A 13,271-nucleotide genomic window follows, 5' to 3' on the forward strand; every position below is an offset into this window, starting at 1 on the left:
GGGGTGGAAAAATAAGCTGTCAGGTAGTTTAATGCGAACGACGAATTTACGCTGTTATTTCATAGGTTTTAACGATTCCTTCTCCATGCTTTTTGATAATCTCAACTAGTTCTGGGGGGTTTACTACCTTCACTTGTTCGCCAAAGCCCACAATCCAACGTAGTAAATTAATGTCATGCAAGGCCCACTTGGGTAAGGTGACCTGAAATCGGTGGGGATGTGTTTTATCAGTTGAGGCTGGCAGAGTATAAGGTGATTGGGTTCGGTTAGCAGAGGGGCCGCTAATGCGACGCGACATTTTCATCTGACTTTTCGGGAAACGTTGATTTCCTTCGCTAATAAAACGAAAGATAGGCTCTGTGCACAGCAGCTCAAGTTTAATTTCGACGGTTTTCTTGATGCCTTTTTCTTTGCTCAGGTACTTTTTTTGGTCAGCGACGCGGTTCCCAATGAAAATACTGCCGCTACTCTGAATCAACTTTGTTAGTTTTTCTAGGGCTAAGTTCTGTTCTGCTTGAGAACGGTGTTGGGGTAGTTCTCGCACCAGTCGGAGGCGATCGATGCGTTCAAAGGACAAGAGACCGGTTTGTTCTCCTTCGAGGATTTCAAATCCTAAATACCAAGCAATGTCATGGAAGACAATTTGGATGGGATAGGCGATAAATATACCCTCTGGGTTTGGGGTATTTGCGAAGCGTCCACCATTGGGCATTCGGCTTAGTTCCAAGGCTCTGCCTGTAATAATGGCTCGTTCTACGTCTTGGATTCTGGCAGGTAGGGCAGTAGACGCTAATTGGGTTAAGTCTACGATGCTACGATTATGGATTGCCCGCACTGGGTAGGGACTTCGGGGTAACTGTCCTAGATTGCCCAGACGCTCTTGGAACCGTTGATAAAGTTCTATGGCTAGGGGATCTTCTAGGCTTTGCACTTGGGCTTGGAGTAACTGATAAACCTCAAGCAAGTCATTCTCTGATAGGATGCCTGTACCAATATAGTAGCCTTTTTTCATGGGTCGTTTGGGTAAGATGCCATAGGATTTAAGGATTTTTTCAAAATCTTTGCGAATACTGCTAGACGACCCAAAATGGACAATATTTTGGCTCTCCATTGCTTCTACTAGGGTTCCTAGGCTGCCCTGTGTCGAATCGTAAAGGAAGGGATTATTGACAATAAAGCGAATGGTATTGATTAGGCGAGTGAATGGTTCGCGGTCTGAGTAAGGATGGGTATGCTCGTTTTCCGCTAGTTCAATAGTGTCTAGTTGTAAATCACTGTTGATCTCAATCTGGCCGATGATGTGATTATCGGTCAGCCATGTTAAATTTTTTTGGAGCGCGGGAATATCTGCATAAATTGAGTGTTGGGTATGACTAAGGACAGCGGCAATCTCTTCGGCGGCTTGAGTAAATGTTTCGGTTTCTCCTAAAATCTCCTGCAATAATTCTGGGTCGGTCTGCTGGAGGTTACCAAGACCTGGATATTGAATCAGTAGACTAATCAGGTACATTAACCGCTCAAAGTCTAGTAGGCGAGAATATTGATGGTATTCCACTTTCCGGTGTTTAGTACGGTTACTTCGATTGATTTGGGTTTTGCTGAGTTGACTTAATTTTTTTTCAAAGACACTCAGATCTAATGCTCCGTCTTTGTAGGGCACATCGTAAACGGCGGTAAATCCTTCTGCAGCAATGGGAGGAAATTGTTTGAGGGCTAAGTAATATTCTTCAATCACTTCTTCTGGGACTTGTCGGGAACGCTCACTATTCCAAGTTTTACAGACTGCTAAAGGAGTCTTCAGATGCCAGCCGATAATCTCTATATCCTGGCCTAGGGCTTTTCTCAGTTTTTGGATAAATGAAAGACGCCATGCTCGTTTGGCATTGGTGGCATCGTAAATAATATTTTGATTATTTTTTAATCCTTCTGTGATTTGATTAAAGATTTCTTTTTCAATTAAACTCCAATCTCCTTGGATAGCTTCGTCATTAAATAGCTGGTAACGTAAGTTATCAGTGGATATCAGTCCATAATCTGGATTTTCACGAAGAATGCATGCAGCAATATATGATTTACCAGATGCTGGTGCGCCGATTAAAATAAACACGATTTTTATTTGATTTCTCAAAGAAGAATGTAGATAATAATTTAATTTTCGCTATGTAGGTTTATTTTTTATCTTAATGTGGGACTATAATTTCTAATTGCTGTTTGAATTTGATATTGCACCACAGGGAACAGACTGGCATTCTGGAATCCATAGAAAGACTTTCCTGTAATTTGGTTCAGACAATCTAAAATGCGCTTTTCCCAGTCTTGGATAGTGCGTAAATCATGTCCCCAGGATTGGAATAATTTTTGTTCGGAAATACCGCCTAATTTATGGGAAACTTCGTTGCGTGTAGTGCTTGCTTTTCTGTTGTTCCATGCGCGAAATGCTTCACTATTAAAAGTTGCTGGCTGAACCTGAGCAACGAGTTCGGCCAAAACGTGTAATCGGGCTTGGATTGTTCTTGCATTATGGATAAATAGCGATCGCAAGGCTGGATATTCTTCAAGGATGGAGCATTTGATTAACAGATATCCGTCACTGTGAGCTACGGCGAGATGCTTGCTTAGTTTTGCTTGCAGCCATTCATAGAGTAACCCTTCTACGGCACGAAAACTGTGCTGCATAGCTTCAGTGGTGTTGTTTTGCTTTAGGCGTACCACAGCGGTATAGGCTTGTTCGTAGGCTTGCCACCAATAGGTTTCTGTTTGTTTGATTTGGTTTCGGTCTAGGGCGGATTCTGCGAGTTTAACAAAGGCCTGAAATTGTCCTTGGTTCCAGGCGATCGCCCCTTTGAGGAGATTGGGGGTTGCAGACCAGCCTTGGGGATCTTGTTTGAAATAGGGACGCAATAGAGCTTCGGCGGCGGTGTAGCTATGACTCTGGAGGAGTGCTAAGGCTTGTTTCTGGACGCGACTCCAAAGGTAGTTGGTGCCCAGGCTTGGCCCAATGTAAGGGGAAGGGATGCCCTGTCGGTTGAGTTCTGGTTTTTCGATAGCGTCATAGAAGGCCACTTGTTCGCCATAGGTACCCAGGGCAGCAATGCGTCCGGCTTCGGCGGTTTGGCCAATTCCTCCCTTAAGGCAGAGGACCACAGGCCGATCGCCTACCTTGATTGTTTCTGTCAAAGTCTGTTGCCACCACTGCAGCATTTGGTCGAAGTCGGTGGGGTTGATCTTGTCACTGCCTAGCGAAATCACTTCAGCGGCAAGTCCTTGGTTTTCACAGTAAGCTCTTAAAATCTCGGCAGCATAGAGGGTATCTTTTTCTTGATGTCGGGGTAGGGCTTGGGGTTGGTTGGTACCGATGAGATAAATGGTCTCAAGATCTGGTTTTAGGTCGGTGAGCAGTTGTCCCCAAATGGCGGGCAGTAGCCGATCGCCATAGGTTACATAGTTTTCCCAGAGGTAATGGCTCAGTTTCCGAAAAGACTTATATTCTTCCCAGTCTAGGCCCAAGCTGGCGGTGACTTGGTTTTGTTCGCTGATGATGTCATCTTTTTGGCGATCATTCCCTACGTTATACCAGATGTTGTCATTAGCTCGGAACATCAAATCTCTTGTACCAATCGTAATCACCAAGTATTTTTTCATTAATTTTGATTTTCTGTAATATCGCTTAGTTCTTAATTTAAAAAAATAGGGATGTTTTCATCACACATCCCAAATAATTATTTTGCTAATTTATTCACTTTCCAGGTAAAGAGAAATTTTTGCCACATGAGCAGTCGCGGGTTTCAACGGAAACATTACTCTTTCAGGCATTTTCCTGATCAGTCGCATTCTCTAGCCCCTCCCTCCTAGTGGAAACACCTGGATCGCTCCAGCATCTCGGAGTGCTTGAAGATAATCCTGTCGCGGTGCAGCTGTCGCCCCAAAAATGGTGACAACCTGATAATCATCTCCCACATCCGCAATCCAGACTGGTGAAGGCTTTACCCCACCGCGACCGCCAACCTGGCCGCACAGATTACCGTCATAGTCCAAACCATTACGACCCTGGACCTTAAAACGTTGGTGATGCAGTTGCGCCAGAGCAAAAGGTTTCCCAAAATCTTCTTCACCCCTCGCCACCACAATGCAACAATTCACATCAGCCGCCTCCTGCCAAGTAGAAACGTTCACCATGCCGCAAGTTTGGAGTCGTTCAGGCATAACTTGCCCCTGGGTCACCTCTCCTAAAGCCGTGTAAAAATCTCTGAGTCGCCGCTTAAACAAACTGGCATATTCCTTCGGTGAAAGATTTTCGGGATCGTGCCAAGGATCTGACTCCAGATAAAACGTTGAACCCCGCCACCAAGGAGCCCGCTGGCTAGCACTATTTTTTCTGGAATAACAAGGCCGCCTTGCTCCCTGACCTAAGCCACCCAAATTAAACATCAGCCAAGCCAAATTTTTCACCAGTTTTTCTGCAGACCCACGATTTTGGGGCGCTTCCGGCGACCAAGAAAAAGTCACCATACCCTCCATTTCACCGCAGGGATCATTTCTACCCTGATGGGAGGATCGTGCTTCTCTTTGGGTCACTTTGCCCTCGATGATATTCACCCGCAAATAACCATGGGATTGAGTTGGAGAAATAGCCCCAAAGATTTTCCCTTCCCAATCTTGAGCCAGCTTCGGAGCCATAACCCCAAGAGCAAACACCCGGAACCAATAACGCAACATCGACTTAAAAGCAGTTGGTCTAACTTCCGCTTGATTGCTGCCCCGCGCTTGCCACTCATTACGCCGATCATTCCATTGCCACTGACCTGGTTTTTGATAACCATGGATAAGCTGACCTTCTAAGGCAAACTTCACCCTCAGAAATTCCTGGTCTGACTTCGCTAAAGCTTTGGTGACCAGTTGCCCATAGCCCGTGTTTACCTGGGAACCAGCTCCATTCGCCAGACCCGCAATCAGCCAATTCTTGACCTGTTGAAGCAGTTGCTGATTGGTTTCCCCAGAGATGAGCCTGAGACCAATCAGAAAAGTTGTTTCCTTCAGGGAGAGAAAAGGGTTCGGGTTGGGAGAATAGTTGAGGTCATTTCCTGCCCAACTCCAGATATTATTGGCCATGTCTATCTCAACCTGGCACCGATCGGCAACGGGGTAGGCATCCAAAAAAACGATTTTTCCGGCTTTATCCGCCCCTTCCGCATCCAGAGCTCCAAAATGCCGGACGATGAGGGAATCTTTTTCAGCGTCTGCCCAGTGACAGTTTTTGTTGGCCATTACCTCACGGATCGCTTGGGTTCTCGCCACTCCCCGCAATGTGGAAGAGGGAATATAGGGGATTCCTTGGGCATCAAAAGCTGGCAAAAGAATACTCTCTGGGCCACGGTGTCCCCCGACTCGAATTCGCCAAGGACAGACCACCTCAAAGACATTGGCATTACCCGCAATCAGTTTTATCCGTTGATTCCGGCTTCTCAAGTAAGGATCATAATTAGTCTTCTCCGTCGCTAACTGGAGAATTTGAGTTTTTGTGGCATCTTTGTATTTATGATCCGCAGGACGCATCCAGCGCAAATATTCTACAAAAGAGGCGGATCGATCTGGAGTGGGTTCGTTGTCTGGATCTAGCCAGGGAGATGGAGGACGATTATTGTTCCCGCCACTGCCGCCGTGACCACCTCGATTACGTGGCGGAGGATTATTGCGATCGCTACAACCTTGGTTATTTCTTTGGGGACGAGGACGATTTTGGTTAGGACGGGGACGAGGTGGCTGCGGTCTGTTGTATACCATAGTGAAATTTCTCAGTGAATTACTGTGCGCCTTTGATGTCTGCATAGACGGCATTTGCCCAAAAACCGAACTCATTGGCCAGTTCGATTCCTAGACCTGTTAAGCCTAAATATTCATCTGCAGAAAGGGCCACTAAGGTTTGTAAACCGCGATCGCCTGCGAGATTTTTTACTCCAGACAAACCCTCTAGCCGTTGGAAAAAAGCTTGCACCACTTGTTTTTTCCCCTCCTGACTGAGGGCTTTTTCCTCTGCCTTAAGGCGCATCATGCCCCAAGTAGAAAGATAGGTGTAAAGTTCCATCGCCTGATTTTTTTGCTCCTTGAGATGGGCGTCACTCTGATTTGGGCGATCGCGTAAAGATTGGAGCGCTTCAAAAGCTTCCTTATTTAGGGTGCGTGGGTCAAAAGTTCGCATTATTATTTCCTGCTAAATTTTTGTATTTTGTCAAAATGATGATGTGAAATTACTGAAAACTCTGAACAAAGCCCCGTCCGAGACTTTCCTGACCACCGATCTGCAACAGCTCGTGATCTGTGTCTGTGAGTAGATCCCGAAACTCTTGGCTGGCCTGATCAGCGTCGTTGCTATGGGTCTGGGCCGTGATGCCCCAGGGAAAATACATGAGGCTATCGGGGGGAATCGCTTCTTCATAACGAAAACCACCATCGACTGTTTTGTGTTCATCGAGTTTGATTTTGACCTGTCGCCAGAGTCCCATTTGAATGACCGTGGCGCAGTGTTGATCTGGAAGTACGAGAACCCGGGTAATTTCCTGCTGATGGCTTTGGGGGACAAAGTTTTGCCAAGCCCCAAAATCAGTTAAATCTTGCGGATTGAAGATAGCATCCTTCAGATAGATTTTTTCACCGGCCTTGAGGAAATTGCAAGAATACTCTTGCACAGCCCCTGTATGTCCACTGAACCGAGCATAGCGGTTGAGGAGCAACGGACAGCTAACCCAAATCACCCCATGGCTGAGGGAAGGAATCGGTATCCAGAGTAAAGACCCATCCCCAATCCAGATTTGACCTTGGGTTAAGTTGTCAGACCCATCGGATGTTTGCCCATCATTTAACTCATTACCAAAAAGCTGATCGCGTTGTGTTGGAGGTGAACTGGCTCGTAATCGTCCACGAATCGTACTAGAGGGAATATAGGGAAAGTTAGTATGGGATTCACGGGCAATACCGAGGAGATTCCCTTCTTGGGTTGTGCCGCCAGTGTGGAGGGGAGCGAGGAGATAAAGATATTGAATATTCATCAGTGTCGGTTGGGAAAGTTTACGGTCAATCTATTGGTGGCTCGATAAGGAGCAGGGAGTGCTTAAGCTTGCATCGTTGGAACATTTACCCAAAGAAGGTGGGAATAGCCGAGGGCTTGATTGTTTTGGGTACGCTTGTGATCGGGTTCTTCAGGTTCTTCTAGGTAATAGAGAGTGCCGGGGGGAGAGGCAAAAACTTGGGGGGCGGGAATACTACTTTTTTTGCCATTTTTCTCTAGTTGAATGCGGGGACTAATCGGGATGGCTTTTTCGGTGGCAAGGCTCACAAACTGTCCATCTTCGTTATGGCTGAGTTTCCATTCCCAGGGGTAAGGACGACAAACAGATTGTTTACCTTGGGGTCGCTCAAAAATACCGGGAGTGATCAAATAGGCGATCGCCTTTCCCTTTTTCTGTAAATTCTGCTCAGAAGTATTGTGTATGGTTTGCCATTGTTGATCGAGTTTAGGGGAATGTTGGAGAATGACTCGATGTCCTTCTCCACCGAGGCGCACAGTTAAAGGTTGAGATAGAGTTTGCAAATGATTATGGGTTGTATCATCGAGGGCGATCGCCAAACTCCAGCCCTTTTTCAAGCGAATGCCATTTTCCACGAAATAACCATCCGCATCCTTGACCTGACGCGTGCCAGATTCAATAGAATTATGGGGGCGACTCTCCACTTCCCAGGGTTGTTTTTCCCCCTCGATAGTTTCATCTCGTAACCAAGCATCATCGGTAATGTTTCCCGTTTTTAAATAAGTTTCGATGACAGTAGCAGGCAGCCAAGAACGATATTGTTTTTCTGTTTCCTTCTGTTCGTTTTCTGATGGAGGCGGCTCCAGAGTAGACAGGGGAGCGGGTTGGGATTTATCCCAGAGCATTTGAGTGTTTAGGGAACTCCGTTCCGAATGCCAACTGAGAGGATAGAGGGGTTTACTACCCACAAAACCGAGGGGTCGGGGGAAATACAGCGTTTCTTTGTAACTGAATAAACTCCCGATCAGACTTAATTTTTGACCTTGGGGTAAGAGGCTACGGATTGCCCCGGCAAGGGTATGGCCATTGGGTGGGAAGATGCTACCAGCCCAGGCCCGTTCACCAGGAGTAAAGGGTTTAGCATCGCGGAGGAGCAGAATATCGAGGAGAGTGAGGGTGTACCAATACATAATGATTACCGATTAAACTTTGCGAGTACGAAGATTAAAGGCTGCGGCTTTGAGCCAGTTTTTGGATTCTTTATCCCAGTCATCTGCGTTGGTCGTATTCCACAGTTCTTGCAAAAAGTGAGCTAAATATTTTTGCAAGCCGATTTTTTGTTCTTCGTTAAGGTTGCTACGCCGCTCCACAAAAGCACTGACCCATGGGGCGATCGCCACTGAAGTCGGAATAGGATGCTGTTCTAAAAGGGTTGCCGCCGTTTCAAAGGTTGAAGCTTCCAGACCTGTGATTTCTAAGAGTTGTTGCCACGCTCGGAAAGTATCGAATTTACAGGTTGCTTTGAGGATATTGCCATTGCCATAGATCACCCGCAACTGCACCGCATCTTTCTTTTTCTTTCTCTCCTTACCTTCTAGGGCGAAATCTTCATATTCATGATCTTTAGCTCCTTCTTCTGCTTCCCAGAGATTTTCGAGGGCGATCGCCAAGGGAACAGAATGATGGGCAATGACTAAACCAAAACTAATAGTTGCATTCTTGCCCATGGTAAAAAGAGGGCGATCAAACCGATCGGCTTGCCAGTAATGACCTTGATTATTAAATTCACCACAATCGTCTTTATCTCCTCGAAAAGCTTGGCGGATATCCCAAAGCCACTGATCCCATTCCCATAGATTTGTATAAGCCAGGACATCATCACCGCCGCTGTAAATCAAGCGTCCGGCATAGCGTTCTTCAGTGAGGTAGGGGGCAAGTTTATTAGAAAAGTCGAGGAGGGCACGGCTTAGGGCATTGTGGGTGGCGGGGCCCATCCGTTTTGCTTCGTCGCTAAATTTGTCAAAGCTTTTTTTTAAATCATTAGGAACATTGAGAGCTTTGGGGAAATATTCTTTGTAGGCTTCCATCTTTGTTCCCTTCAACCAATCGCTCATCCCATCGCCATCTCCAGCGGCGATCGCATACCAACTGGCGGGATTATTTTGGGGATAGAATTTCTGAATTTCGTTCTGTAGATCCTGACGATAAACTTTTTGAGCTTCCTTATCGAGGTTTTCTAACTCCTCCACAAGCCAGCCTGCATTTAATAGTCTTGGATGGGGCAAATTCTCAAATAACGGATCATGAGTCTCATCAATCCATGGAATGCCCCACTCTTGCCGGACAAAATTCGCGATTTCATGGTGGTCTGCCGTAATTTTTGTCCTAATCGCACGACAAGCATCTTGATATTGATTTAAAGCTTCTCCATTTTTCTCACTTTGGGTTTTGAGGTAACCCGCAACGCCGACGGTTAAATCAGGATAATAAGCCTTTAATTCGGTCGGATCTCGATCCAATAGTTTGGGTAAAACTTTTTCTAAACCGCGCTTAACAGTTTCAGTGGCGTTGAGTTGCTCGATCCCATCAAACAAGCCTGCATCCCGTTGCCAATAATGTTGCGCCTCTCCCTCAGTGAGCCAATCACGATGTTGGCCATTGCCTTGGGGATGGACGACAGGCCCTAAACCAGAGATCGTAGAGCGGGTGCCAAAAGCGGTCGGCAGTTTCCAGTTACGGGCATTTTTAACGGTATTGAGGGCGAGACGAGTCTGCCCACAAATATCTGCCCACCATGAGCCTGCGTTTAAGCTGCCTGCATAATTACGGTTGCGTTGTTCGGTAAATTTTGCTGTCGCTTTCTCAAAAAAGTCCCGTTCAGTATCTGTGAAAAGCTTGCCATTAAAGGCTTTATTTTGTTGTTCGATCCATTTTTCGAGATCAGCCTTTTTGTCTGAAGTCTGGGTAGGAATCCCAACACTCTTAAAGCTGCTATTTTTATCACCGATCGCCACCGCACTCCAATAGGTTTGCCATTGGGCATCGAGCCAGCCTTTCCAACTGGGATCTGTATCGCTCAGGTTTGTTTGCCAATGGCGATCGCCTTGTAATTCTGCGAGGACTTCCTTCGCAATTTCGCGCCATGCATCAAGTAAGAAATTCTTTGCTGATTGCATTGCTGCAGCTACTTGGGCTTCCGGTAACACCAACATGATGACGTTGGGAAATCCGGCAGTGAGCAGTTGACGGTCATCTGGTGGCTGGATCCAGTCCTCAAATTCTGAATGTTTTTGCAATAGCCAATGATCAATTAGCGGTTGTCCATAAAGACTGGGATAGAGAAAACAATCTGCGCCGTATTTGTGGGCCAATCGCCAGCAGACTTTCGCAGAAAGATAATGCAAAATCCATGACCCCGCCCAAAAGTCCTTCATTTTACGACTGGCTTTAATGAGTTCCTGGACGGGACTAAAGGTAAACACCGCCAGATAAGGGTGAGATTTCGGGGTATTTTGACCACCTTTTGGGATATCGTCTAACTCGGTATCGTATCCCGCTAAGGCTCCGGCTAAGGCAGCAGTCATACTGGCATGACTCCAGATCGAACCGTCAGGTAAGCGAGTTTCGGCGGGCATTAGAAAACTTGCTGCGCCAAATTCATCAGCGACAGCTTGGGGTAAACAGCGCCATAGCCACCAGAAACAAGCCTGGGCAGCTTCAGGATCGTCACGAATTTCGGCGGGCATTTGATCAATGAGATCGGCTTCAGTCTGTTCTAGGTAAGTTTTTCTGCTGCTCTGCCCAAGGATTTCAGCGTGGTTTTGGAGTCGGAGGGGCAATTTCTCCCCAGATAGGAGGTGCGATAACTCTAGACCTTCTGCACCGTAGTCTACGGCTGTGCCGATGTAGTGGATAATGCCGCGATCGCTGGCTGAAGAAATGAGATCACATAAGCCGACATGATCTAACCATGTGCCACTAAGCTCAGATGCTTGTTTTTCCTCGCTCGATTTCGGAGAAGCCCAGCCTTCCATACAAGCAAGCTTTTTCCATAACCCTTCTTCGCCACGCCCCGGATTCCCATAGAGTGCTTTGAGGGCGGGATCATGGAGTAGACCCCAAATTTTTGCTTGCCAATATGCTTTACCTGCCACTCGTTTAAATCTCCTCGTATAGGTCTAGGGGGCGTTGTGTTGCGATTTTCGGAAAAAAATTTTGGGAAGTTTTAAAAAGACAATATTATTGTTTTAGCTAATTGTTATTTTAAAAACAAGTCATTTATTCATTATTAATTCTTAATATTGCGGGCATTACAGAGGTTAAAGTGTTTATTTTCAATATATTCAAGCCCGTAATGAAGCTTTATTAAAAATATTGGCTTTTGGGTTACATAATTTGACCAAGCTTTACCAAAGGCTAGACGCGATACTGCTAAAAATCTCCTATGTAGTTAACCAAACAGCTCCCAGGCGTCGGCTAAATTATCTTGATGGGCAGCCCATACTTCATCGGGTGTAGCCAGGCGATCGCCCCGGGCGGCATTGAGATCCGGATCTTCTAAAAAAACATTATTTAATTGATCAGCCAATTCTAGATAATCACTCTGGGGATAAATGTGGGAGATGTCCTTTTGGCGCATAAAAATTTCAACCGCATCAGGCCCTTGGGTTTTAACCGCATCGGGGATCAGATAATCATAGGCTAGCTCAGAATCGAGGCCATGGGCCGTGAATCTTTGGTCAAGGTAAGCTTGTTCCTCCGGGGGGAGATCATCATAGTGCCAGGTCATTTTTTTAATACTCTCCAAGTTCTGAGGGCTAACCAGAGACCCGCTTCCCCGGCGAGGAAAATCCAGACGCTCTGGAAATACATGCCGGTGGCGATCGCCACCGTTGTCCCACCGAAGGCAATGAGGCGACGACGACGGGCATCACTCTGGAATATTTGCCAACGGTTATCCTCGATGGTGTTGAGGGTCGGTTTACTGGCTAAAGGATTGTTATGTTCCATTTTTAGTACAAACAATGGTGAGGAACTCGGTAGGGAATCGCGATCAAACTGTCTTGGCGTTGACTACGCCAAAGTTCTACTGGCAAGCTCATGCCAATATCAGTGGGAATCATCCCCAAAGTTTGTTTTTCGTGAACCCAGTCGGTATCAAAGCCACTCCCAGCCATTGAAAAAAGAGGCTGATCAAAGTTACGCATAATCCCAAGGTGGGCCACATAGCCATCGGGAAACTGCACCCCAAAACTCGCGCAGGGTCGGCCAGTATTAGGATGGGGCAAAATTAGTAATAGTCGCCGCAGGGCATCACCCCGATGTCGCCGCCGATGATAAATATAAGATTCAGGGGTATTCACCCATTCCAGATTTAGTTCCCGCAGTTTTGCTTCATCGCCCAAATTCAATTCGTTACTCACAAGGTTGCCCATACTGGCACCAATGGCAGACCCAACCATGTCGCCAATCTGTAAGCCATCCCCAAGTCCTAAACAGAGTCCCACAAGGGCACCCCCCCAACGCCAGAGGGATTGTTCCTGGGCTTTCTTCTCCTGGTAATTGTTGATAATGCGTTGAATTACGAACTCTTCATTGAGGGTTGAAAAATTTAGCTGATGGGTCAGCAGGCCCTGGGCCCGTGAAAAGACAGGGAGAGTGTCATAGAGGGTCGTTTCTGATAACACGCGGGCAACGGGTTCAATTTCGTACATAGTCGGTTGATACTCTCTCACCCCAAAAGGGACAACAATTTACAATTTGGGTATCCAAGCCGCCCAGGGGAGTCAGGCTGTCTCAGCAGTTTCCTTGCCAATCATGCTGTAGTCGTAGCCATAGATGTCGGTGTACCAGATGGGGCCACAGGCCATCCCCCCATAGGTAATCTCTAACAGCAATAACTGATTGTCATAACCGGCTTGGTTGAGGTACTGCGGAAATTCTTTAAAGGGTTGGTCTGGCACCCCCAGGGAAGCAGTTCGTTCTTGGAAAGTGGGAGATTGGTAAACATATTCACCCACGGAACCGACGTAAATCAGGGCCAAATGGTCACAGGGCGTCATGTTGTGGCTATCTGATGTGATCGTAAAGGTGGCTTGGCCACAGCATGGGACAGTGAACATTGGGGGGATCGATGCCAAAGGGTTGTTCCACGGCGGCATAACCGGGGAGATAGATGGGTTTTTTCTAGGTTTCAACCATGGGGACTGTTCTCTGGGGATACTTGATGTGGTCGGCGGCAAGGGCAAC

Annotated in this window: 11 protein-coding genes; all 11 read right to left on the reverse strand. The window is 46.7% G+C overall.

What is annotated here, in order from left to right:
• Positions 1–46 precede the first annotated feature (46 nt).
• Positions 47–2,107: a WYL domain-containing protein gene (locus AACQ84_RS15130; protein ID WP_012308584.1), complete on the reverse strand. Its 2,061-nt coding sequence runs from the start codon at positions 2,105–2,107 to the stop codon at positions 47–49.
• A gap of 68 nt (positions 2,108–2,175) precedes the next feature.
• Entirely contained in the window at positions 2,176–3,642 is a 1,467-nt protein-coding gene (locus AACQ84_RS15135) for a tetratricopeptide repeat protein (RefSeq protein ID WP_012308585.1), read from the reverse strand.
• 192 nt (positions 3,643–3,834) lie between these two features.
• On the reverse strand, positions 3,835–5,781 hold the full coding sequence (locus AACQ84_RS15140) for an RAMP superfamily CRISPR-associated protein (RefSeq protein ID WP_012308586.1): 1,947 nt from the start codon (positions 5,779–5,781) through the stop codon (positions 3,835–3,837).
• 19 nt (positions 5,782–5,800) lie between these two features.
• Positions 5,801–6,196 (reverse strand): hypothetical protein, encoded by a 396-nt coding sequence (locus AACQ84_RS15145; RefSeq protein ID WP_012308587.1) that lies wholly within the window; start codon positions 6,194–6,196, stop codon positions 5,801–5,803.
• A gap of 49 nt (positions 6,197–6,245) precedes the next feature.
• The gene (gene cmr4, locus AACQ84_RS15150; RefSeq protein ID WP_012308588.1) at positions 6,246–7,043 is read right to left on the reverse strand and encodes a type III-B CRISPR module RAMP protein Cmr4; all 798 of its coding nucleotides are present in this window, start codon (positions 7,041–7,043) and stop codon (positions 6,246–6,248) included.
• 62 nt (positions 7,044–7,105) lie between these two features.
• Positions 7,106–8,212 (reverse strand): type III-B CRISPR module-associated Cmr3 family protein, encoded by a 1,107-nt coding sequence (locus AACQ84_RS15155; RefSeq protein ID WP_012308589.1) that lies wholly within the window; start codon positions 8,210–8,212, stop codon positions 7,106–7,108.
• A 12-nt stretch (positions 8,213–8,224) separates the two neighbouring features.
• Positions 8,225–11,176, reverse strand: coding sequence for a type III-B CRISPR-associated protein Cas10/Cmr2 (cas10, locus tag AACQ84_RS15160; protein WP_012308590.1), 2,952 nt, complete (start codon positions 11,174–11,176; stop codon positions 8,225–8,227).
• 296 nt (positions 11,177–11,472) lie between these two features.
• On the reverse strand, positions 11,473–11,811 hold the full coding sequence (locus AACQ84_RS15165) for a hypothetical protein (RefSeq protein ID WP_012308591.1): 339 nt from the start codon (positions 11,809–11,811) through the stop codon (positions 11,473–11,475).
• The gene (locus AACQ84_RS15170; RefSeq protein WP_012308592.1) at positions 11,808–12,032 is read right to left on the reverse strand and encodes a hypothetical protein; all 225 of its coding nucleotides are present in this window, start codon (positions 12,030–12,032) and stop codon (positions 11,808–11,810) included. Before AACQ84_RS15170 ends, AACQ84_RS15165 begins: the two co-directional genes overlap by 4 nt.
• Positions 12,033–12,034: 2 nt before the next feature.
• Positions 12,035–12,736 (reverse strand): hypothetical protein, encoded by a 702-nt coding sequence (locus AACQ84_RS15175; RefSeq protein ID WP_012308593.1) that lies wholly within the window; start codon positions 12,734–12,736, stop codon positions 12,035–12,037.
• A gap of 72 nt (positions 12,737–12,808) precedes the next feature.
• Positions 12,809–13,144 carry a hypothetical protein gene (locus tag AACQ84_RS15180; RefSeq protein WP_156785486.1) on the reverse strand — a complete coding sequence of 112 codons (336 nt, stop codon included), beginning with the start codon at positions 13,142–13,144 and terminating at the stop codon, positions 12,809–12,811.
• Between the last annotated feature and the right edge of the window lie 127 nt (positions 13,145–13,271).

Source organism: Picosynechococcus sp. PCC 7002 (assembly GCF_963860125.1).
Classification (GTDB): domain Bacteria; phylum Cyanobacteriota; class Cyanobacteriia; order Cyanobacteriales; family MRBY01; genus MRBY01.

Bases quoted from the DNA above. Each gene is read 5' to 3' on its own strand.
- AACQ84_RS15155 (WP_012308589.1), bottom strand. From the start codon at position 8,212: ATGTATTGGTACACCCTCACTCTCCTCGATATTCTGCTCCTCCGCGAT.
- AACQ84_RS15175 (WP_012308593.1), bottom strand. From the start codon at position 12,736: ATGTACGAAATTGAACCCGTTGCCCGCGTGTTATCAGAAACGACCCTC.
- AACQ84_RS15170 (WP_012308592.1), bottom strand. From the start codon at position 12,032: ATGGAACATAACAATCCTTTAGCCAGTAAACCGACCCTCAACACCATC.
- AACQ84_RS15135 (WP_012308585.1), bottom strand. From the start codon at position 3,642: ATGAAAAAATACTTGGTGATTACGATTGGTACAAGAGATTTGATGTTC.
- cmr4 (WP_012308588.1), bottom strand. From the start codon at position 7,043: ATGAATATTCAATATCTTTATCTCCTCGCTCCCCTCCACACTGGCGGC.
- AACQ84_RS15180 (WP_156785486.1), bottom strand. From the start codon at position 13,144: ATGTTCACTGTCCCATGCTGTGGCCAAGCCACCTTTACGATCACATCA.
- AACQ84_RS15140 (WP_012308586.1), bottom strand. From the start codon at position 5,781: ATGGTATACAACAGACCGCAGCCACCTCGTCCCCGTCCTAACCAAAAT.
- AACQ84_RS15165 (WP_012308591.1), bottom strand. From the start codon at position 11,811: ATGACCTGGCACTATGATGATCTCCCCCCGGAGGAACAAGCTTACCTT.
- AACQ84_RS15145 (WP_012308587.1), bottom strand. From the start codon at position 6,196: ATGCGAACTTTTGACCCACGCACCCTAAATAAGGAAGCTTTTGAAGCG.